The sequence below is a fragment of the Amphibacillus sediminis NBRC 103570 genome (assembly GCF_001552275.1).
GTDB classification, from domain to species: domain Bacteria; phylum Bacillota; class Bacilli; order Bacillales; family Amphibacillaceae; genus Amphibacillus_B; species Amphibacillus_B sediminis.
In genome coordinates, this window is sequence record NZ_BCQW01000001.1 from 347,624 (window position 1) to 367,417 (window position 19,794).

The 19,794-nt window shown below is 38.0% G+C and carries 23 protein-coding genes and 1 pseudogene; 1 reads left to right on the plus strand and 23 read right to left on the minus strand.

Features of this window, described 5'->3' with window-relative positions; genetic code table 11:
- Positions 1–334: 334 nt before the first annotated feature.
- The 17 genes and pseudogenes from yajC to safA form a co-directional block, all read right to left on the minus strand.
- Positions 335–610, minus strand: a complete 276-nt coding sequence (gene yajC, locus ASE01S_RS01700; RefSeq protein ID WP_067837299.1) for a preprotein translocase subunit YajC — start codon at positions 608–610, stop codon at positions 335–337.
- 19 nt (positions 611–629) lie between these two features.
- Positions 630–1,769, minus strand: a complete 1,140-nt coding sequence (tgt, locus tag ASE01S_RS01705; RefSeq protein WP_067837302.1) for a tRNA guanosine(34) transglycosylase Tgt — start codon at positions 1,767–1,769, stop codon at positions 630–632.
- A gap of 24 nt (positions 1,770–1,793) precedes the next feature.
- Positions 1,794–2,822 (minus strand): tRNA preQ1(34) S-adenosylmethionine ribosyltransferase-isomerase QueA, encoded by a 1,029-nt coding sequence (gene queA, locus ASE01S_RS01710; protein ID WP_067837305.1) that lies wholly within the window; start codon positions 2,820–2,822, stop codon positions 1,794–1,796.
- Between the two features lie 74 nt (positions 2,823–2,896).
- Entirely contained in the window at positions 2,897–3,901 is a 1,005-nt protein-coding gene (gene ruvB / locus ASE01S_RS01715) for a Holliday junction branch migration DNA helicase RuvB (RefSeq protein ID WP_067837309.1), read from the minus strand.
- A gap of 17 nt (positions 3,902–3,918) precedes the next feature.
- On the minus strand, positions 3,919–4,527 hold the full coding sequence (gene ruvA, locus ASE01S_RS01720) for a Holliday junction branch migration protein RuvA (protein ID WP_067837312.1): 609 nt from the start codon (positions 4,525–4,527) through the stop codon (positions 3,919–3,921).
- A gap of 350 nt (positions 4,528–4,877) precedes the next feature.
- Positions 4,878–5,618, minus strand: coding sequence for an ABC transporter permease (locus ASE01S_RS01725; protein WP_067837316.1), 741 nt, complete (start codon positions 5,616–5,618; stop codon positions 4,878–4,880).
- Positions 5,619–5,628: 10 nt separating this feature from the next.
- Positions 5,629–6,366, minus strand: a complete 738-nt coding sequence (locus ASE01S_RS01730) for an ABC transporter permease (protein WP_067837319.1) — start codon at positions 6,364–6,366, stop codon at positions 5,629–5,631.
- Positions 6,359–7,282: an ABC transporter ATP-binding protein gene (locus ASE01S_RS01735; RefSeq protein WP_067837322.1), complete on the minus strand. Its 924-nt coding sequence runs from the start codon at positions 7,280–7,282 to the stop codon at positions 6,359–6,361. The genes ASE01S_RS01730 and ASE01S_RS01735 overlap by 8 nt, the downstream gene beginning before the upstream one ends.
- A 99-nt stretch (positions 7,283–7,381) precedes the next feature.
- The gene (locus ASE01S_RS01740) at positions 7,382–8,305 is read right to left on the minus strand and encodes a sensor histidine kinase (protein ID WP_067837325.1); all 924 of its coding nucleotides are present in this window, start codon (positions 8,303–8,305) and stop codon (positions 7,382–7,384) included.
- Between the two features lie 2 nt (positions 8,306–8,307).
- Positions 8,308–9,006 (minus strand): response regulator transcription factor, encoded by a 699-nt coding sequence (locus tag ASE01S_RS01745; RefSeq protein WP_067837329.1) that lies wholly within the window; start codon positions 9,004–9,006, stop codon positions 8,308–8,310.
- Positions 9,006–9,179 (minus strand): helix-turn-helix domain-containing protein, encoded by a 174-nt coding sequence (locus ASE01S_RS01750; RefSeq protein WP_067837332.1) that lies wholly within the window; start codon positions 9,177–9,179, stop codon positions 9,006–9,008. The genes ASE01S_RS01745 and ASE01S_RS01750 overlap by 1 nt, the downstream gene beginning before the upstream one ends.
- Before the next feature lie 148 nt (positions 9,180–9,327).
- Positions 9,328–9,448: pseudogene (locus ASE01S_RS15445) on the minus strand (conjugal transfer protein); the annotation flags it as partial.
- A gap of 4 nt (positions 9,449–9,452) precedes the next feature.
- Positions 9,453–10,025 (minus strand): BofC C-terminal domain-containing protein, encoded by a 573-nt coding sequence (locus tag ASE01S_RS01755; RefSeq protein ID WP_067837336.1) that lies wholly within the window; start codon positions 10,023–10,025, stop codon positions 9,453–9,455.
- 277 nt (positions 10,026–10,302) lie between these two features.
- A complete protein-coding gene (locus ASE01S_RS01760; protein WP_067837339.1) occupies positions 10,303–10,635 on the minus strand; it encodes a hypothetical protein in 333 nt (110 codons plus the stop codon).
- Positions 10,636–10,670: 35 nt separating this feature from the next.
- Entirely contained in the window at positions 10,671–11,402 is a 732-nt protein-coding gene (locus ASE01S_RS01765) for a YebC/PmpR family DNA-binding transcriptional regulator (RefSeq protein ID WP_067837342.1), read from the minus strand.
- Between the two features lie 106 nt (positions 11,403–11,508).
- Positions 11,509–12,249, minus strand: coding sequence for an NAD(+) synthase (nadE, locus tag ASE01S_RS01770; protein WP_067837345.1), 741 nt, complete (start codon positions 12,247–12,249; stop codon positions 11,509–11,511).
- A gap of 297 nt (positions 12,250–12,546) precedes the next feature.
- Positions 12,547–13,749 (minus strand): SafA/ExsA family spore coat assembly protein, encoded by a 1,203-nt coding sequence (safA, locus tag ASE01S_RS01775; RefSeq protein WP_067837349.1) that lies wholly within the window; start codon positions 13,747–13,749, stop codon positions 12,547–12,549.
- A 444-nt stretch (positions 13,750–14,193) separates the two neighbouring features.
- Between safA and ASE01S_RS01780 the strand changes: the two genes are divergently transcribed.
- On the plus strand, positions 14,194–14,730 hold the full coding sequence (locus ASE01S_RS01780; RefSeq protein WP_067837352.1) for a transcription repressor NadR: 537 nt from the start codon (positions 14,194–14,196) through the stop codon (positions 14,728–14,730).
- A gap of 268 nt (positions 14,731–14,998) precedes the next feature.
- Here the strand turns inward: ASE01S_RS01780 and pheA are convergent, their stop codons facing one another.
- The 6 genes from pheA to ASE01S_RS01810 all read right to left on the minus strand — a co-directional run bounded on the left by pheA (position 14,999) and on the right by ASE01S_RS01810 (position 19,790).
- Positions 14,999–15,862 (minus strand): prephenate dehydratase, encoded by an 864-nt coding sequence (gene pheA / locus ASE01S_RS01785; protein WP_067837357.1) that lies wholly within the window; start codon positions 15,860–15,862, stop codon positions 14,999–15,001.
- A gap of 299 nt (positions 15,863–16,161) precedes the next feature.
- On the minus strand, positions 16,162–16,614 hold the full coding sequence (gene thrR, locus ASE01S_RS01790; RefSeq protein ID WP_067837360.1) for a transcriptional regulator ThrR: 453 nt from the start codon (positions 16,612–16,614) through the stop codon (positions 16,162–16,164).
- Positions 16,615–16,750: 136 nt separating this feature from the next.
- On the minus strand, positions 16,751–18,031 hold the full coding sequence (gene obgE / locus ASE01S_RS01795) for a GTPase ObgE (protein WP_067837364.1): 1,281 nt from the start codon (positions 18,029–18,031) through the stop codon (positions 16,751–16,753).
- A gap of 12 nt (positions 18,032–18,043) precedes the next feature.
- Entirely contained in the window at positions 18,044–18,565 is a 522-nt protein-coding gene (locus ASE01S_RS01800; protein ID WP_067837368.1) for a Spo0B domain-containing protein, read from the minus strand.
- 587 nt (positions 18,566–19,152) lie between these two features.
- The gene (gene rpmA, locus ASE01S_RS01805; RefSeq protein WP_067837371.1) at positions 19,153–19,443 is read right to left on the minus strand and encodes a 50S ribosomal protein L27; all 291 of its coding nucleotides are present in this window, start codon (positions 19,441–19,443) and stop codon (positions 19,153–19,155) included.
- A gap of 14 nt (positions 19,444–19,457) precedes the next feature.
- A complete protein-coding gene (locus tag ASE01S_RS01810; protein WP_067837374.1) occupies positions 19,458–19,790 on the minus strand; it encodes a ribosomal-processing cysteine protease Prp in 333 nt (110 codons plus the stop codon).
- Positions 19,791–19,794 lie beyond the last annotated feature (4 nt).

Consider the following 19,794-nt stretch of genomic DNA (forward strand, 5'->3'; position numbering starts at 1 on the left):
TAGTTTTAAGAAAGGAGTAAATACAGTTAAGAATAGTTTCACAATATGTTCATAATTGAATGACAAACTAAACACCATTTAACCGTGAGTTTGCTTACTCAGATCCATTCATTTTTTCCCATAATGGCTAAAACGCACTGATAAAGGGCATTGGCAATCTCATGGTCTGATCAACATGCTAAATAAAGTGCTAAGGAAACACTAGGTTGACGAAGTTGTTACCCTTGTGCTGGTAAGTGCTAGGTGACAATATGGTATCGAGGTTGACTCAGACTGTTGCCACTCTTATCTTGTAAAAAAGAGTAGATACATATAAGTATCTACTCTAACACAACTATTCTTGTTCTTTAACAACATTTTTGACAGCTGATCGATCATATGTAAGCTTTTGACCATTGTGTACTTCAATATCAATGGTTGCTTCATCTAGTGAATCAACTGTGCCGTGTAGTCCACCGATTGTTACAATTTTGTCACCTTTTTTTAGATCAGATTGCATTTGGTTAACTTCGCGTTGACGTTTTTGTTGCGGACGAATAAGAAAAAAGTAAAATACAGCTGCCATCAGTGCAAATGGCAGGACTGTCATAACAAATCCTTCAAGACCCATTTTATAACCTCCCTTCATGTTAGAAATTTTTTGCGTTTGGTTTATTAAAACCATATTGTTCAAAGAAGTGATCTCTGAAATCACCAAGTCGGTCTGCTTTAATTGCTTCTCGTACTTGCTCCATCAATTTTACCAGAAAATAAAGATTATGATAAGAGGTAAGTCGTAAACCGAACGTTTCATCTGATTTAATTAAATGTCGAATATATGCACGCGAATAATTCCGACATGTATAGCAATCACAATTCGGGTCTAATGGAGAAAAATCACGAGCATACTTTGCATTACGAATAACAAGTCGACCGTTCGACGTCATACACGTCCCATTTCGCGCAATTCGAGTTGGTAATACACAATCGAACATATCAACACCACGAATGGCCCCATCAATTAGTGAATCTGGTGACCCAACTCCCATTAAATAGCGTGGCTTGTTATCAGGTAATAGCGGTGTGGTGAATTCTAAGACACGATTCATCACTTCTTTTGGTTCGCCAACCGATAATCCACCAATAGCATAACCTGGAAAATCAAGTGAGGTTAAATCCTTCGCACTTTGCTTACGTAAATCCTCATATTCCCCACCTTGGACAATTCCAAATAAGCCTTGATCTTGAGGACGTTGGTGTGCTGTCAAACATCGCTCAGCCCAACGACTTGTTCGCTCAACAGAATCTTTCATATATTTATATTCTGCAGGATATGGTGGACATTCATCGAACGCCATCATGATGTCAGAGCCAAGCGCATTTTGAATGTGCATTGCTTTTTCAGGTGACAAAAATAGCTTTTCACCACTAATATGGTTTCTAAAATGCACACCTTCTTCTTCAATTTGACGTAAGTCGCTTAGACTGAAGACTTGAAAACCTCCAGAATCCGTTAAAATTGAGCCATTCCAATTCATAAAACGGTGCAGACCGCCTGCTTCCTTGACAATATCCTCTCCCGGTCGAAGCCAGAGATGATAAGTGTTAGATAAAATGATCTTCGCTCCAATTTCATTCAACTCTTCTGGACTCATTGTTTTTACAGTCGCTAATGTTCCGACAGGCATAAACACTGGCGTTTCAAATGAGCCATGTGGTGTCTCCACACGACCTAATCTTGCTCCTGTCTGTTTACACGTTTTAATTAATTGATAAGTTACTGCAGCCATAATAAGCCTTCCTTCTGAGATAATTTATAAAATTAGCATCGCATCGCCAAAGCTAAAAAACCGATAGTTATGCTCTATTGCGGTGTGATAGGCCTTCATAATAAAATCGCGACCGGCTAAGGCACTTACAAGCATCATAAGTGTAGACTTCGGTAAATGAAAATTAGTGATTAAACCATCAATAGCTTTGAATCGATAAGGAGGGTAGATAAAGATTGACGTCCAACCACTGGAAGCTTTGATTTTGCCATCATATTGATTTGCAATTGTCTCTAACGTACGAGTAGAGGTCGTTCCAACTGCAATGATACGACCGCCTTTATCTTTGATCTTGTTAATCTTCTCCGCTTCTTCCTCTGACAAATAATAGTATTCGGCATGCATGTCATGCTCTTCAATGGTATCCACACTTACTGGTCTAAACGTTCCTAAACCTACATGTAGGGTGACAAAGGCAATTTCCACCCCTTTTTCTTTAACCGCCTCCAGTAAGGACTCTGTGAAGTGAAGTCCCGCTGTGGGAGCAGCTGCTGATCCCTCTTCTTTAGCATAAACCGTTTGGTAACGATCCTGATCTGCCAGTTGCTCTTTAATGTACGGTGGTAAGGGCATTTCTCCTAATTCCGTTAATACTTCCAGAAAAATCCCTTGATAATTAAATTTTAGGACTCTTCCCCCCTGATCTTTAACACCCACACAAATGGCCTCTAGCTTGCCATCGCCAAAGGTTATGACTGTTCCTTCTTTAATTTTTTTGGCTGGTTTAACCAATACTTCCCATTGATCATTCTCTTGTTGATGTAAGAGCAGGACTTCGACCTTAGCTCCAGTGTCTTTCTTGCTACCAAACAACCTAGCTGGTAAAACTTTAGTATTATTAAGGACTAAGCAATCACCAGCTTCTAGAAAATCAATCACATCACGAAAATATTTATGATCAATGGTTTGCTTGGCACGATTTAACACCATCATTCTTGAGCCTGTTCGATCCATTAAAGGTTTTTGGGCAATCAATTGCTCAGGTAAATCAAAATCAAATTCCTTTATATCCATGATTAACTCCTATCTGTTGTTAAATATACTACTTAACTAGGTTACATGATGATAGTTAATAATAGCAAGTCAAATCAATCTTGTTTAGGTAAAGGGCGATTAAAATGATGATAGGCCTTCGGGGTTGCTAGGCGCCCACGAGGTGTTCTCTGTAGAAAGCCCTTTTGAAGGAGAAAGGGTTCATAAACATCCTCTATCGTTTGTGATTCTTCTCCAACCGTAGCAGCTAAAGTGTCTAAACCGACAGGTCCTCCTTGAAACGAATCAATGATGGCTAAAAGAAGCTTATGATCAATGTGATCTAATCCCATCTTATCAACTTGGAGCATTTTCAGCGCATCCTGTGTAGTAGCTAAGCTGATCATATCTTCACCTTTTACCTGGGATATATCTCGCACACGCTTCAATAAACGGTTGGCAATTCGTGGGGTTCCTCTCGAGCGACGGGCAATTTCTAAAGCAGCATCTTCAGCAATAGCCACATTAAATATGGAGGCTGTACGATTGACAATCACGCTAAGGTCTTTGGTCTCGTAATACTCTAAGCGACTCAATACACCAAAGCGATCTCTTAAAGGAGCCGTGAGTAAACCTGCTCTTGTGGTTGCACCAACCAATGTAAACGGTGGTAAATCAACACGTACTGAACGGGCTGTAGAACCCGTACCAATGACAATATCTAAGAAAAAATCCTCCATCGCAGGGTACAATATTTCCTCCACAGCACGAGGTAGCCGGTGAATTTCATCAATAAATAGAACATCACCAGGCTCAAGAGAAGAAAGGATTGCAGCCAGATCTCCTGCTTTTTCGATCGCTGGGCCTGACGTCGTCCGAAATTGGACCCCCATTTCATTCGCAATGATCGCAGCCATTGTTGTTTTTCCTAGTCCAGGTGGTCCATAGAGCAAAACATGATCAAGTGGTTCATTCCTTAATTTAGCCGCTTCAATAAATATCGCCAGGTTCTCTTTAGCTGCCTTTTGACCAATATATTGAGCAAGTGTGTTTGGTCTTAAGCTTAATTCAATTATATCCTCGTCTTCATACTGTTCACCAGAAACGATGCGATCATTCATATTCAATTCTTTCCTTTCTACTGAATAAGTAAGGCTAATCCCTTACGAATAAGTTCATCAGTGTTTGTTATGTTGCTTTGCTTCAATTGTGGAATGATCATTTTGATCTCCCGTTCCTTATAGCCAAGAGCTTTCAACGCCTCTATTGCCTCCTGAAGAGCTTCACTATTATTTGCATGCGAGCTTCCTTTGGTCATCTCCGAAACAGCTTCATTCTGTCCAATCATAAATGAAAGCTTACCTTTTAAATCCAAAATCATTTGTCGAGCTGTTTTTTTACCAACTCCAGGAAACTGAGTTAAGTATGATTCATCTTCTTGTTCAATAGCCGTTACAAATTGATCAACTGACCCGTTCCCCACAATGGATAAAGCCCCTTTAGGGCCTATACCTGACACGTTTAAAATATGTGAAAATAGTTGCTTCTCTTCTTGGTTGCGAAAGCCATATAAAATTTGTGCATCTTCTCTAACATAATGGTATGTATAAATTTTAACGGATTGATTGAGAGAATCCTGAAAGTAAAAAGGATTAGCACAGATAATTTCATAGCCAATACCATTCACTTCCACAATAACGGATACATCCAACATTTCAGTTAGATGTCCTTTTAAATATGTAATCACTTAAACCACTCCCCGACATTTGACTATACATGCTTAGAAGCTATTTTACCATACAATCGTATGTTCGCCTAGTCTACCTCTTTTAAGCCGGTAGATCGATAGATATAGCACAAGTGATTGAAAAAGGTTAATGGGAGAGATGGATGATAAACATTGTAATAGGCGTAAAAGAGGTGATGAGCAGAATTAATGCATGGGGATTTTAGCACTAGAAATAACGTGTAATGTAAAACATAAAATGTATAATATAAAGAGCCGATAACGTGAGATTTATCGTTCTCAAATTGTCGGCTCAGTTTTTCTAATTTTGTGACTCTAAAATTTCGTTTTGTTTTTGCTTAGTTAGTGAATTAAACACAATTTGTCGTTGTTTTGTTCATGCCAGCAAGTATGACTGCGGCAAACCCTACGCAAAGCAGCAGACTCATGCAACTAAGTATTATTTGACTTGTCGTTGCGTCATAGTAGCCAGAAATGGTAAATACAGCTGTAATGGGGTACAAGGCTTTTAGGTTATCTGACATACTCGTAAATAATCCAATAAAAGAATAAAATTCAGTAATAACTAACGCAAGCCAATATCCCTTTTTCATTTGCGATACCAAAGCAATAATAGGTGAGATAGCAAGGAATATACCTAAACCATCAAGAAAGTATGCTTTCAAGAAACCGAAAACCATTTCGATTGATAAATCAGAAAAGTGTAAGAAAGCTTCAACCACAAATGTTATAACGAAGAGGAGCAAGTACAGAAGAATACTAAATATAAGTGTTATAATCATTTTTGCAATGGTCAGCTTTGCTTCATTCACGGGAATAAGTTGAAGTGATTTTATTGTATCCTCCTGTTCTTCTCGACAAATTATATAACTACCTAAAAGGGCAGTGACCGCAGAAAGAACAAAAATCGTTGCCAATGGTTGAGCCACAGACATATACCAGCCAGCAGTATCTATGTCACGTACGCCATCGTACTCAACTAATCCCCCGATAAAAATAATCGCGGCTACCATAACTGTTGCAAAAACGGCAATCCAAACAAATTTTGAGCGACGAAGCTTTTGCTGTTCCGCCCACAGTAATTTTTGCATTACCAACACCTCAATTTCTTTTTCCCAATGCGATATTTGCAAGGAGTACTGAGATCATGTCCCAAACTAAAATACAAAGAAACGCCAATGGTATGTTCATTGCTTGTGTAAACACCAGCCCCGGGATATCGCCATTTCGAGCAACGATTACTGCCATGCTAGATACTGGACTTAGATACATATTTATCGGCATTATAATAAAACCAAGAAGAGCATAAACCAGTGTTATAGAAACTGGAAGAATGTATCCTTTTTGTGTTGTAGCAATTGCCAAGATTGGGAGAATTACAAAAGCTATAATTACACCACTTTCTAAACATTTTTTCATCAAAAACAAAACGTTTCCCCAATCCAATGCGATATCTTCGAGAAGCACACTAAACATAACAGAACTAATAAATGTAACCATCATGAAACAAACAGCATAGATCAAAACCACGAAGAATTTACTAAAGAAATACCTCATTTTGCTGACAGGCACAATCCAAAGTTGTTTAAGCATATCGTATTGGTTTTCATTGTACATTAGCATAGTGCTAAGTATTCCTAAAACAACAGGCAGGATAATCCAAAGCGTAAATCCAAATGCTGACCATTTATAAAATTGTCTGGGGTCACCGTCTGCTGTCCATGCATATTTAAATAATAAGAATGCTAGAAATGGCATAATGAGCGCTGACAACATCATCATCCACACAAATTTTCTACGTCGTAGCTTAAGAAATTCTATTTGAATAAGTTTAAGCAATGCCATCTCCTCCCGTAATCTTTCTGAAATAGTCCTCTAAAGTATCATTACAAAGTTGAGAGCTGATAACCGATACTTCATCCAACATAAGTGCCTTATTGACAGAAGCCATATCCAGAGAAGTATCATAAATTCGTAGCATATGATCGTCGTGCACAGAATAATCTTTCAAGCCGAATTGACGTTCCAAAATCAAGGTAGCTTTAGAAACATCAGAAACATGAAGAAGAATGTAGTTACCATTTTTTCGTCTAAGTTCCTCCATGCTACTTTCTTCCAGTAAAACGCCGTGATCAATAATGCCAATATCATCCGCAAGCAATGAGATTTCTGATAGAATGTGGCTAGAAATAAGAACCGTCTTTCCACGCTCTACACTTAAATTCTTAATAAAATCTCTGACCTCTGCAATCCCTATAGGGTCAAGACCGTTTGTAGGTTCATCTAAAATCAATAGTTCAGGATCATGTAAGATAGCATTGGCAATACCAAGACGTTGTTTCATACCGAGAGAATACTCACTGAACAGTTTCTTGTCTTTATATGGGAGACCGACGACTTCCAATGCGTTTTTTACAGCATTTGGAGCGGGTGTACCACGTAACTTTGCAAAAATCTCCAGATTCTCTGTTCCAGTTAAGTTTGGATAAAACCCCGGTGTTTCAATAATAGCTCCGATTCGAGGATATACTTGTTTTTCTCTGCCTTTAATGTTTTTTCCAAATACATCAACCTCACCAGAAGTGATTGAAGTCAATCCTAAAATCATTTTCATAATGGTCGTTTTACCAGCACCATTACGACCGAGCAAACCATAAATACGTCCTTTTTTCACATGGAGATTCACGTTGTTTACAGCTTTCTGGTTTCCAAATAATTTGGTAAGTTGTTTCGTTTCTATTATATAATTCGTCATAGTCATTTCCTCCTTCAACTAAAGCCTATCAAACAAACCTTGCCAAAACCTTGCCGAAACCTTGTTTGTTTCTTGTTTATAAAAAAAAGCCCTTAAAATTTAAAGAGCTTTCGGTAGTTTTATCATAAATACTGTTCCTCCAGACAAGGAATTTTCAGCATAGATTGTTCCTTTATGCAGATGAACAAGTTCTTTAGCAATAGCCAGTCCTAAACCATTTCCATTGGTTGAACGAGATTCATCACTCTGATATAATCTGTCAAAAATGTGTGGCATGTCATGTGGAGAAATTCCTTTTCCATTATCGCTTATCTGAACAATAACTTCTTCTCCTTTTTCCATAATTTTTAGATTAATCTTCGTTCCTTTACTATGTGCGATAGCATTTTGAAGCAAATTATTGACCATTCTCATATAAGAATTTTGGTCTAACTGGATTAGGCATTCTTCATCAGAAATATCAATATGATAATCAAAACGATTTTCTTCAAAAGTTGGTATCCAATCTGCCAATATATCACGAGTTAGTTCGTTTATATCAGATTGCTTAAGCTGGAAAACTTGTTCTTTTGCGTCTAGTTTTACCCAGTCAAACAAAGATTCTACAAAATCCTTTAAATGGTGTGCTTTATTCAACGCGACCTCTATATATTCTTCTTTTTCCTCGCCAGTAACAAACTTCTTTTGAATAGCTTCTAAGTAGCCAACCAATGAAGTTAAAGGTGTTTTTACATCATGTGATAAACTAGTCATCAATCGTTTATAAGCCTGTTCTGATTGTTTTAGCTGAATGAGTTGAGTTTGACTATTTATTGCTATGTCGTTTATGGAATAACAAATTGTTTTAGTCATATCATTTTCATTTACTAAAATACGACGATTCCAGTTTCCTTTTTTTATATCTCCTAAAGAATCTTCAATAATTGAAATCTGTTCAGCAACCCTCTGTAGTTTTGTCACTAAATAGAAAATAATAATTAAGCAAATAGCTAAAACGAAAGCTAAAATGTAAAACCAATTCATCATTAAGCCTCCTTATTAAAGCGGTAGCCAACGCCATGTACCGTCAAAATATAAAAAGGGTGTTCCGAGTTGGGTTCTATTTTCTTCCTTAGCTTACTTACGAATGACATAATATTGCCATCATCAAAAGCATAGTCATCTTTCCAAACTTGTGTATATATTTGTTTTTTTGTAAAGACACGTCCTTTATTAGTAGCTAAAAATACCAATAAATCAAATTCCTTGCTAGTTAAATCAATTATTTTGTTCCCAACCTGAACAGTCCTTGCCACTTTATCAATAATCAAGCCTTTAAAAGTAAGCATATTTACAGAGTCTCCTTGATTAAACGTGGTGTATCTTCTAATCAATGATTGTACTCTAGCAATTAATTCATTGATACTAAACGGTTTTGTTAAGTAGTCATCTGCTCCAAGACTTAACCCTGTAATTTTATCGGGTTCGCTTCCTTTAGCAGTTAACATAAGTACAGGTACATGGCTGTATTCTCGTATTTCAGATAACACTTGAAAACCGTCCATATTAGGCAACATAACATCTAAAATGATAAGGGAGTAAGAATCTTTTTCATTCATGACTTGATATAATCCTGTTTGTCCGCTATATGCTATATCTGCTTCGAGGTTTACTTGTGATACACATTTTTTTACCAATGAGCATAATTCTATATCATCATCTATAATTAGTATTTTATTAGTCATCATTTTTTTCTCCTAAATCGTTTATCTTGAGGTATCGTTGCGTCTTTTGGTATCAGCCATGTATTTCTAATCTTAACAGCACCATGAATCCGACCAGAGGTACAATGATAAAGCACCATTCTATCAGAAATGGCCCATTTACTCGCTGCTTCTTTTGTTGTTATGTAGTCCATTGTTATCCCTCCGATAATTTATAGTATATTTCGTTCATACAGAACATACAAGGATATTCATGATACGATCATTTGATTGAATTGAAGGTCGAAATACAAAATGAAAAAAAGCATACAATTACAAAAACTGTAATAGTACGCCCATATTCTACTTAACCATCTTCCAATTATCTTGTTTCCAATATCAACTTAAATTGTGATATTTGTGTTGCCGTTGTCTCTTGACCTAAATATTTCACAGCCACATTCACTATTACTTGATTATCTTTAATGCTAATTCCTATATTCGCCGTCCACTTGCTCAGCCTTACTTAGATTACGGAAAACTTCGATCGTTTCTTGATATATTTCCTTGGAATCAATCTTTATCCCCTCGTTTAATGCAGCTAATTGATCGTCACTTAAAATAGTCGGGTCGATATCATAGAGTGATTGAATCCTTTGTTGATATTGCGGTTTCCCTTCGAATATAGCTAGATTTTGCTCCTCTAAACCAAAATAACCCACTTCCTTCAAATGGGGAGAAATATCATCGACATACTCCCTAAATACCATTTGCCCTACCCTTTGATCAATTAATTGATATGATTCATACGTGTACCAAAAATCTTCCATCGAAGTAATCGATTCTTCGTATGTATCAGATTCCATTCGACCATCTAAATATTGGCGCTGAATGACAAGCTCTATTGTGGTATAATCCGAGGCTGTTTTATCCTCACTTTTTTCTGTTCGTGAAACGGTCAATGTTTGCTCTTTATCATTTGGCTCTGATTCTTGCACTGACCCATTATAAATTAAAATAGTTACGATTAGTAACAGATTAAGTGCTAATAAATACTTCAATTTGTTCACCTCACACTAACGTCTATAATATCTAGGATGACCAAATTAATTTATTTTACACCTTTGTTTTAAAATTTACCGATCTCAAGCCTTTATGAATCGTTTAATCACTGTCAACATTTCATTTTTTTACACGGTCTTGACCAAATCATCTAGCTGCTCATACCATGCTCTGTACTACAGACTAAAAAATACCTGACATTTTATCAAAAAATAATGATGCTGATAGATTCTTGAGCGTCATCTTTCAGATCAAGTAAAAAATACCGACTAGCATTTAGTCGGTATATACAACAAAATCATATTCATCTGGATTAACGATTCGAACCTTTAAAACTTCATCGGGTAATAACGTAACAGATTCACCATTATAATAACATACAAAGTCATGCATATCCTCATGATGCATAGCAACTAAATATTGTCCATTATCTAATACATTGACTTGATTAAAATGAAATTCCCTGATCGTTTTTTGGTTGTCTTTCTGATAGATCACATAATAATCAAATTTATCTTGCTTAAACGTATTTAGACATTCTAATGCCTGCTGCCTATCCCGTTCAGAAAATCTTTGACCAACTTGTTCACCATCAATTGTTTCTCCCACTGTGAATATACACCTCAATACGTCTTTTTTACATTCTATTCAGCTAATTCAGCGTTGTGATATACCTCTTGTACATCCTCCAAGTCCTCTAAACGCTCGATTAGTCTTTCCATTTTTTCTTGGTCTTGTTCTGCTAAGCTAGTGTACGTAGTCGGAATTAAAGTGACTTCTGCTGTTTCAAAGGTAAACCCTTCATTCTCAAGAGCCGCTCTTACCTCATTAAATTGATCTGGCTCAGTATAGATCTCAAACACATCTTCACTCGTTTCCATTTCTTCTCCGCCCGCCTCAATAACGGCAAGTAATAAAGTATCCTCATCAACATCTGTGGTTGATCGATCAATCACAAGGTAACCCTTGCGATTAAACATAAATGAAACACAACCATTCTCACCTAGATTACCACCATTTTTTGAGAAAGCATGTCGTACATCTGAAGCTGAGCGATTTTTGTTATCTGTTAAAATATCAACCATAACGGCTGTTCCGCCTGGACCGTAACCTTCATAAACAACCTCTTCATAACTGGCTCCATCAAGAGTCCCTGTTGCTTTCTTTATCGCACGTTCAATATTATCATTGGGCATATTGCTTGCCTTGGCTTTATCAATAGCCAGTCTTAATGCTGGGTTCATTTCTGGATCCGGTCCACCTTGCTTAGCAGCGATATAAATATCTTTTGCTGCCTTCATGAATATTTTTCCCCGTTTAGCATCTTGGGCGTTTTTTCGTCTCTGAATGTTCTTCCATTTTGAATGTCCAGCCATTAGCTATGACTCCTTTCTTAAAACAAGCTTGATACTTCTCGTTGTCTATCATATCATAAGCTATGCTGGGGAATAAACTGCTATTTAATTATAGTTGTTACATGTTTTAGAACTTATCTGGCATTTTAAGTCCATCCCGCTTATGTGCCGTCCGTTTATGCATAGCTTCGATAATTTCTCGATCTTTATCAGGAATGGCTTCGCCTTTGAGAAATTTATCAATATATTCATAGCTTGTACCCATTTCGTTTTCGTCAGTTTGTCCTTCCCATAACCCGGCACTTGGCTGTTTGTTTATAACATCCGTTGGAACACCTAAATAGCCTGCCATTTCTTTTACTTCACCTTTAGTTAAATGGATAATCGGCGCTAAATCTATTCCTCCATCTCCATATTTTGTGAAGTAACCCGTATACCACTCAGCTGCATTGTCTGTACCAACAACTAAATAATTATGATTTGTTGCGACGGTGTATAAAGTACTCATACGAAGTCTCGCGCGTAAGTTAGCATCGGCTAGCTTATCATTTGACTGATTATGAATGCCGGCTTTATCTAGAGTATCTGTAATAGTAGAGAGTAATGTTTCATGAGCTTTCGTTAGGTCAATCGTAATGTGGTCAATCCCTGCTGCTTCGGCTACTGCTGTAGCATGATCAAGATCTGCAGGATGACTCTTACAAGGCATCATAACACCTAACGAGCTTCCAGGCATCGCCCTCTTAATTAAATTAGCTACAACAGCAGAATCAATTCCTCCACTAATTCCAACAAGCAGACCTTTGACACCTGCTTGCTCAACTTGTTCCTGTAACCACTTGACGAGCTTGTCGACTTTTTGTTGCATCCAAATATGACCCCTTCCAAATATTAAATCAAGTTATTTATTCTAATCACTATTTATTATTACGTAAATGTAAAGAAGATGCAATCATTTCTAAGATAAAAGTCGACTTGATAATATCATTTTTAGATTAATCAATCTCGTTTATAGATTAATTGTAGTGTAACCAAATTAGACGATTCGTAAAACCAGTAAAGACTAGACCATTAAATTAAAAACCAAGGAGAAAATTGCACATGAGCCATCCTCCTTGGTATATCGTTTAATCTAACATATTTATCCTAAGTGCAAGATTTCAACTTATTGATCGTCTCGCATTTGCTGAGGCGACATTTGTTGACCATAATCATAACCAGGCATTTGTGGGATTTGTTGACCGTAATCATAACCTGGCATTTGTGGCATCATTTGTTGACCGTAATCATAACCTGACATCTGCGGCATCATTTGTTGACCGTAATCATAGCCTGTCATTTGTGGCATCATTTGTTGACCGTAATCATAACCTGACATCTGCGGCATCATTTGTTGACCGTAATCATAACCTGACATTTGTGGCATCATTTGTTGACCGTAATCATAACCTGACATCTGTGGCATCATTTGTTGACCATAATCATAACCTGACATTTGTGGCATTTGTTGACCATAGGCATAACCCGGCACCCCATTTGGGTTACCCCAATGCTGCTGATCTGTTGGTTGGTGAAGCGGATAGGTATCATAGGCAGATGGATCAACATTATCGTTGCTCATGTGTGGAGAGTGGTCGGGCGTATCTTCTGCCTGTTCCACTTCACCCCATTTTTGTTCTTTTGGAAAGTGGTGCTGATCTGTTGGATAATACTGTCCTTGGTGAAACATTGCTGGATCGGCAAAAGTATGACACTCGTTAGGATAAGGCTGACACTGCCAGTTTGTTTGAATTTGAGGCATAACTGGCATACATGGTGTCCATACATAACAGTACGGCATAACTGGCCAATACCCCATTTCTGGTGCTACTTGCTCCTCTTTCTTTTCTTTCTTATCTGGCTTCTGGACCGGCTTAGTCTCTTTCGGTGGTTCATGGTGATGTAAATGCTGAATGGTTTGATGTTGATAGATTTTGTCATTATCTTCAATATCAACATCAATATTAAAGTGTGTTGAGTAGATATTAGGCAATTTAGGTAATTGAATTGGTTTGCTTGGAAGCTTTGGTAGAGTCACTTGTTTCTTAGGCAGCTGTTTCGGCACTTCCTTTTTGGCCTTATGATCATCTTCTTTGATGACAGGCTGAGCCTTTTGTGGAAGTGGCTTATAAGGGGTAATCACCTGCTCTTTTGTCCCCTCTTTTTGAACCATTTTTTTCTCGGTTGGTATTTTTATCTTCATTCCAGGCATTAGCAAGTCAGGATTAGCAAGCTGACTATTAAGGTCCTTTAATTCTTGAAAATCAACGTTATATTTTTTAGCTAAATTCCATAACGTGTCGCCTTTTTGTACAATATGAATCTTCACGTGATAGTCTCCTTTCTTAATCTTTCAATCTAGGCAAATAACAGGCTTATTCCCTAACAAGATATGCAATTCCGAATAAAAGTTGAATCATTTTAGTAAAAAGCTTTGTTCAGATAAAGTGAAACCTCGCCCAGTGGTTGTTTAGACGGATAGGATGGGCTCGTGCAGACGTTGCGACACGACGTCGTGAACTTAGTCAGCTTCCTCTCTCCCCACTGAACGTTAGTTGAACCAATCGGGCCGTTACTGGCTATTGGATCTCCCATTTAGACATGACGTGTTCCTTTATTGCTTGAAGTAGGAGGCTTGCAAAAGCCCTTCGATGGGGCGAGTAATCGCAGCCCCAGCCAGTTACACAGATAAATATTAAAGGCAACTGGAAAAGAATAATTAAATATGAGAAAATAGAGCTAATTAATGTAAAGATAAGCGGAGTGAGGAATATTGAATCAATCAAATAAATTAATTGGACAGGAAAGAAGAAAAGCAATCATAAAGTGGTTAAGCACAGAAGGCAAGCCTTTGACAGGCGGAGATTTAGCAAAAAAAGCAGGTGTAAGTCGACAAGTTATTGTTCAGGATATTTCACTACTAAAAGCAAAAAATGAACCTATTATTGCAACAAGTCAAGGCTATCTATATATGAGCAATCAGACAAAAACACATTCTTATCAACGCATCGTTGCTTGTAAGCATACACCAGAACAGACACGAGCGGAATTAGAATGTATTGTAGATCATGGTGTAACAGTAAAAGATGTCATTGTCGAGCATCCTGTATACGGTGATCTTAGAGCATTAATTATGGTCAGTGATCGACATGACGTTAATCAATTTTTAGATAAAATCACTTCAACAAAATCACCCTACTTATCAGAGTTAATGGATGGTGTGCATCTACACACCCTTGAAGCCGAAAGTGAAGCTAAGTTAAATGCAGCCTATCACGCATTACATCAGCTAGGTTTTATTGTTGAATAACCCCTTTTATATCCTGATTTTTTAAAAAACGACTAACAAAGACATCCCACCGTTTAGGTAATCTGACGGTTCCTACCCATAAAAAAGAGCCAATGATCGGATGTAGACGGGGAGACTTCTGGCTAGATGAAGTTAAATAATAAAAACGTCGACATGGCATTGCCCACGTCGACGTTTAGTTTTTACACACTGATTATTAAATATATGCTAACTCAATTCGATGCTACTAACTTTATGTTTACTTAGCTTTGCAACGCATGATCTCACCTTAAGCATCTTCACTAAAATAATAAGGATAGCTACCTAAAACCTCTACATTACAACCTAACGCTTCTATTTCAGCAATAGTATTTGGTATTAAAATATCATCCATCTTTTGTTCAATATCGATTAAGAAATAGTAATGCCCTAATCCTGTTTTCATTGGTCGTGACTCAATTTTTGATAAGTTAATTTTACGCCACGCAAAGGCTGATAAAACTTGATGAAGTGCACCAGCATGGTCGGTTGGCAAAGAAATCATGACAGTTGTTTTAAACCCTTGTATAGGTAAGGTCTTAATCCTTAAAGCCGTATCGTTCTTATGTAGGACGACAAAGCGAGTATGATTGTTATCAAAATCATGGATATCCTTTTTAACAATCTCTAAATGATATTCCTTAGCAGCCAAGTCATTGGCAATTGCTGCGATAACAAGTTCAGGATGCTGATTCACATACTGAGCAGCAGCTCCAGTAGACGAGAATGCTTCAACAGCCGTGTCTTTCATATTATTACTAAGAAAATGATGACATTGGGCTAATGCATGCGGATGGGAATAGATCGTTTTAACTTCTTGCCAGTGCCGTTTATTATTTGGGTGTATTAATAAATGCTGTCGGACTGGTACAACAACCTCGCTAACGATTTTTAACATCTTAGCTTCAATTAAATAATCTAAAGTTAAGTTAACGGTCCCCTCTAAAGTATTCTCAAGTGGTACGACACAATATTTGACATGACCACATTTAACTGCATCAATACAGGCTGGAATCGTTTGATAGCTGACAGAATTCGCCTTTGGAAATAGAACATCTACCGCTTTTTTAGTGAAGGTCCCTTTTGGTCCTAAATAGCCGATCGATAGTGTCATTTCGTCCCCCCCCATTATATTACTCTTTTTTATCGCAGTGTAACTGACTGGGGCTGCGATTACTCGCCCCATGGAAGGGCTTTTGTACCTCCCACTTCAAGAAATAAGAGAACATGTCATATCTAAGTGAGAGATCCAACAGCAAGTAACGGCCCGATTGGTTCAACTAACGTTCAGAGGAAGCTGACTAAGTTCGCGACGTCGTGTCGCAACTGTCTGCACGAGCACACCCTATGCGTCGAACCCCCACTGAACGAAATTTAATAGACCAATGGTAAGCAGAAAATCAATAAGGATAATTACACGCCTGAGCTTAATATCTCAACACGTTCAATAAATTCTTGTGTTTTTAACATTGAAATCAATTGATCTAATTCAGTTGTTAAATGTTCCACATCTAATGACAATGTGACGTTCGCCTTCCCCTGTATAGGAATCGTTTGGTGAATCGTTAAAATATTTCCACCAGCTCTGGCCACAGTATCAAGTAATTGAGATAAAGTACCTGATCGATCCTCTAAATGAAAAAATAACGTAATAATTCTTAAGTTATCAATAGCCTGAAAGGGAAAAACAGCATCTCGATATTTATAGAATGCACTACGAGAGAGGCCAACGTGTTTGACAGCCTCAAAAACTGAATTGGCTTGACCTCTCTCTAACATAGCTTTTACTTCTAGCGTTTTACGCATGGCATCAGGAAGAAAATCTCCACGGATAAGATAAAATGTTTCTTGTTCATTTTTCTTCACATCTACCATCTCCCTTACATATCTTGAAGTGCATACTCAAAAAGCTATCGATAGCTACCTAAGTAGTAAAAATATGCTAACAAAGAAATGCCTCAAATTATTTAGCTCATTTTATACAACCTATTTTAACGTTTCATTATTCAATAAATTCAAATTCGTAATTAAGGAGACGAACAATATCGCCATCCTTAGCTCCTTTTTCCCGTAGCGCTTGATCAATACCCATTGTCCGCATTTGTCGAGAAAAACGTTGTATCGATTGATCACGGGTTAAATCGGTCATCTTAAATAACTTTTCTAATCGATCACCAGATAACACAAATGCCCCATCAGGATCTCTGCTAATCTTAAATGGCTCTTCCTCTGGCTGATGACGATAGACAATACGTTCTGGTGCCTCTTCAACTGGCTTATGATATTTAGGAATCTGCTCGAGCTGATCAGCAATAGCAAATAGCAAATCACGGACACCTTCCTTTGTAATGGCGGATATCGGGAAGATAGGATACTGATCGTTTATCTGTTTTTTAAATTGTTGTAGCTGCGTCTCAGCATCTGGCATGTCCATTTTGTTTGCTACAATAATCTGTGGTCTTTCTAGTAAAGTGGCGTCATATGCACGTAGCTCGTCATTAATAGCATTAAAATCTTCAAATGGATCGCGTTCTTCTGTCCCAGCCATATCAATGATATGAACAATGACACGTGTCCGCTCAACATGTCGCAGAAACTGGTGACCTAACCCTACTCCTTGATGCGCTCCTTCAATCAGTCCAGGAAGATCCGCCATAACAAAGCTCCGTTGATCATCTGTTTCAACAACTCCTAAATTGGGTGCAAGTGTCGTAAAATGATAATCTGCTATCTTTGGACGTGCAGCACTTACAATGGAAAGTAATGTTGACTTGCCTACACTTGGAAAACCGACTAATCCAACATCTGCGATTACTTTTAATTCGATAATAATATCACGCTCAATACCTGGTTCACCATTTTCAGCGATTTCTGGAGCTGGGTTACGTGCTGTCGCAAAGCGAATATTCCCTCGACCGCCTCGTCCACCTTTTGCAATAATTGCTCTTTGCCCATGTTCCGTTAAATCAGCTAGTATTTCACCTGTTGCCTCATCTTTTACTGTAGTACCTGGTGGAACGGCTAGCACCATCGGCTCAGCATTTTTACCATGCTGGCCTTTACTCATTCCATTTTCACCACGCTTAGCTTTAAAATGACGCTGATATCTAAAATCCATTAAAGTATTTAAGCCCTCATCCACTTCAAAAATAACATCGGCTCCATTACCGCCATCACCACCTGAAGGACCACCAAATGGTACATATTTTTCACGGCGAAAAGAAGCTAATCCATTACCGCCATCGCCTGCTTTCACATATACTTTAACCTGATCGACAAACATGTTACACCTCGTTTACTGTGCAGACCACGTGAAGGATAGTCCTTGCTCGTCTGCACGATTTACTCTTATTCGCTCGTCTATTTCTAATAACTCTTTGACTAATTGATTAATATTGGCTAATGACTGCGTCAATTCAAATTCAATTACAAAGGGCCTTGACTTAAGCTGTTGAAATTTTATTGTACCATGGTAGAGGACGAAATTCATCGTATGATTCAAAATAGTTTGGTGTGTTTGATTAATGAGCTCAGCGACTACACTATCTCGAACCTCTATGTGACCCTCGAGTTCCGCAACAGGTTCCCATTTTAGCTGTTCATTCTGATAGTTGGTACGTAATAGGGTTAAGATGGTTTTAGGTAAAGGCATATTCTGAAATTTCTGTTGTTGCATAAGCCTGTCTCCTAATTCAGTCACCTTCTCCTGCACCTTTTCTAGCTTACCCATTTGAGCATAACCGATAATAAGTTGCAAATCATTGGATAGGTCATGCCGATAATGCCGCAACAAATTGACTACTTGACTTTCTTCCATACTTACACCGCCCTAACAATAGTAAGAAAATTATAACAAACTATTGCTTGGGATTAAAGCTAAATCCATCTTTTAAACCAGCAATAAAGTGAAACTTCGTTCAGTGGGGGTTTCGCATAGGATGTGCTCGTGCAGATGTTGCGACACGACGTCACGAACTTAGTCAACTTCCTCTCCCCCACTGAACGTTAGTTGAACCAATCGGGCCGTTACTGGCTGTTGGATCTCCCACTTAGACATGACCTGTTCACTTATTTCTTGAAGGGGAAGCTTATAGCCAGTTACACTGCGATAAAAAAGAAACCAGGACAAAAGTAAAATTAGAAATAATAAATCCGAACAATATCTAGATGCTCTCACTGCTTTCGGTAAAATAATGTGCTTTCCACAGGCATGGCTTTTAGCTAACTGGATGAAGAAGCCCAGTTCATATAGTGGATCTTCAGCTTATGCTATTACTGAGGTCTACGTATGCTACCTACACTTAGTCAGATTGTTCGGATCTCATTCTCCCTATTTAGTTTTGTCTCAGTTCCAATAAAAAAGCGTATCTTGAAGTTAACACACTTCAAGATACGCTTTTTATATTATGCTTCTTGTGCAACAGGATATACACTAACACGTTTGCGATCACGACCTACACGCTCAAAGCGAACAATTCCGTCAGCTTTTGCGTATAATGTGTCATCACCACCACGACCCACATTTACACCTGGATAAATTTTTGTACCGCGTTGACGGTAAAGAATTGATCCACCTGTAACTACTTGGCCATCAGCACGTTTAGCACCAAGACGTTTTGATTCTGAATCACGGCCGTTTTTTGAACTACCTACACCTTTTTTTGATGCAAAAAATTGCAAGTCAAGACGTAACATCGGTTTGCACCTCCTTATTTGTCAGAGATGGATATATATTGACCATAGTCGCGCTCGATGGTTAATAAGGATACAAGCATACCTTCCAATAAAACAGCAGCTTTCTTAAGCTGTGCTGCTGTAATAGAGTGTGGTAACTCCACCCTTAAATAACCACCTTCGCCACCTTGATCAATAATTGGCTCAATCTCAGTTAACTTTATCAATGCATTAGTCATTCCAAAAGCAACTGCTGAAACAGCAGCACAGACCAAATCGTGTCCGTTCGGGCCACTATCAGCATGACCAGTAATCTCAAAAGCTGTTATATTTGTTTGTTGATCACGAAAAATCGTAGCATAGATCATACCA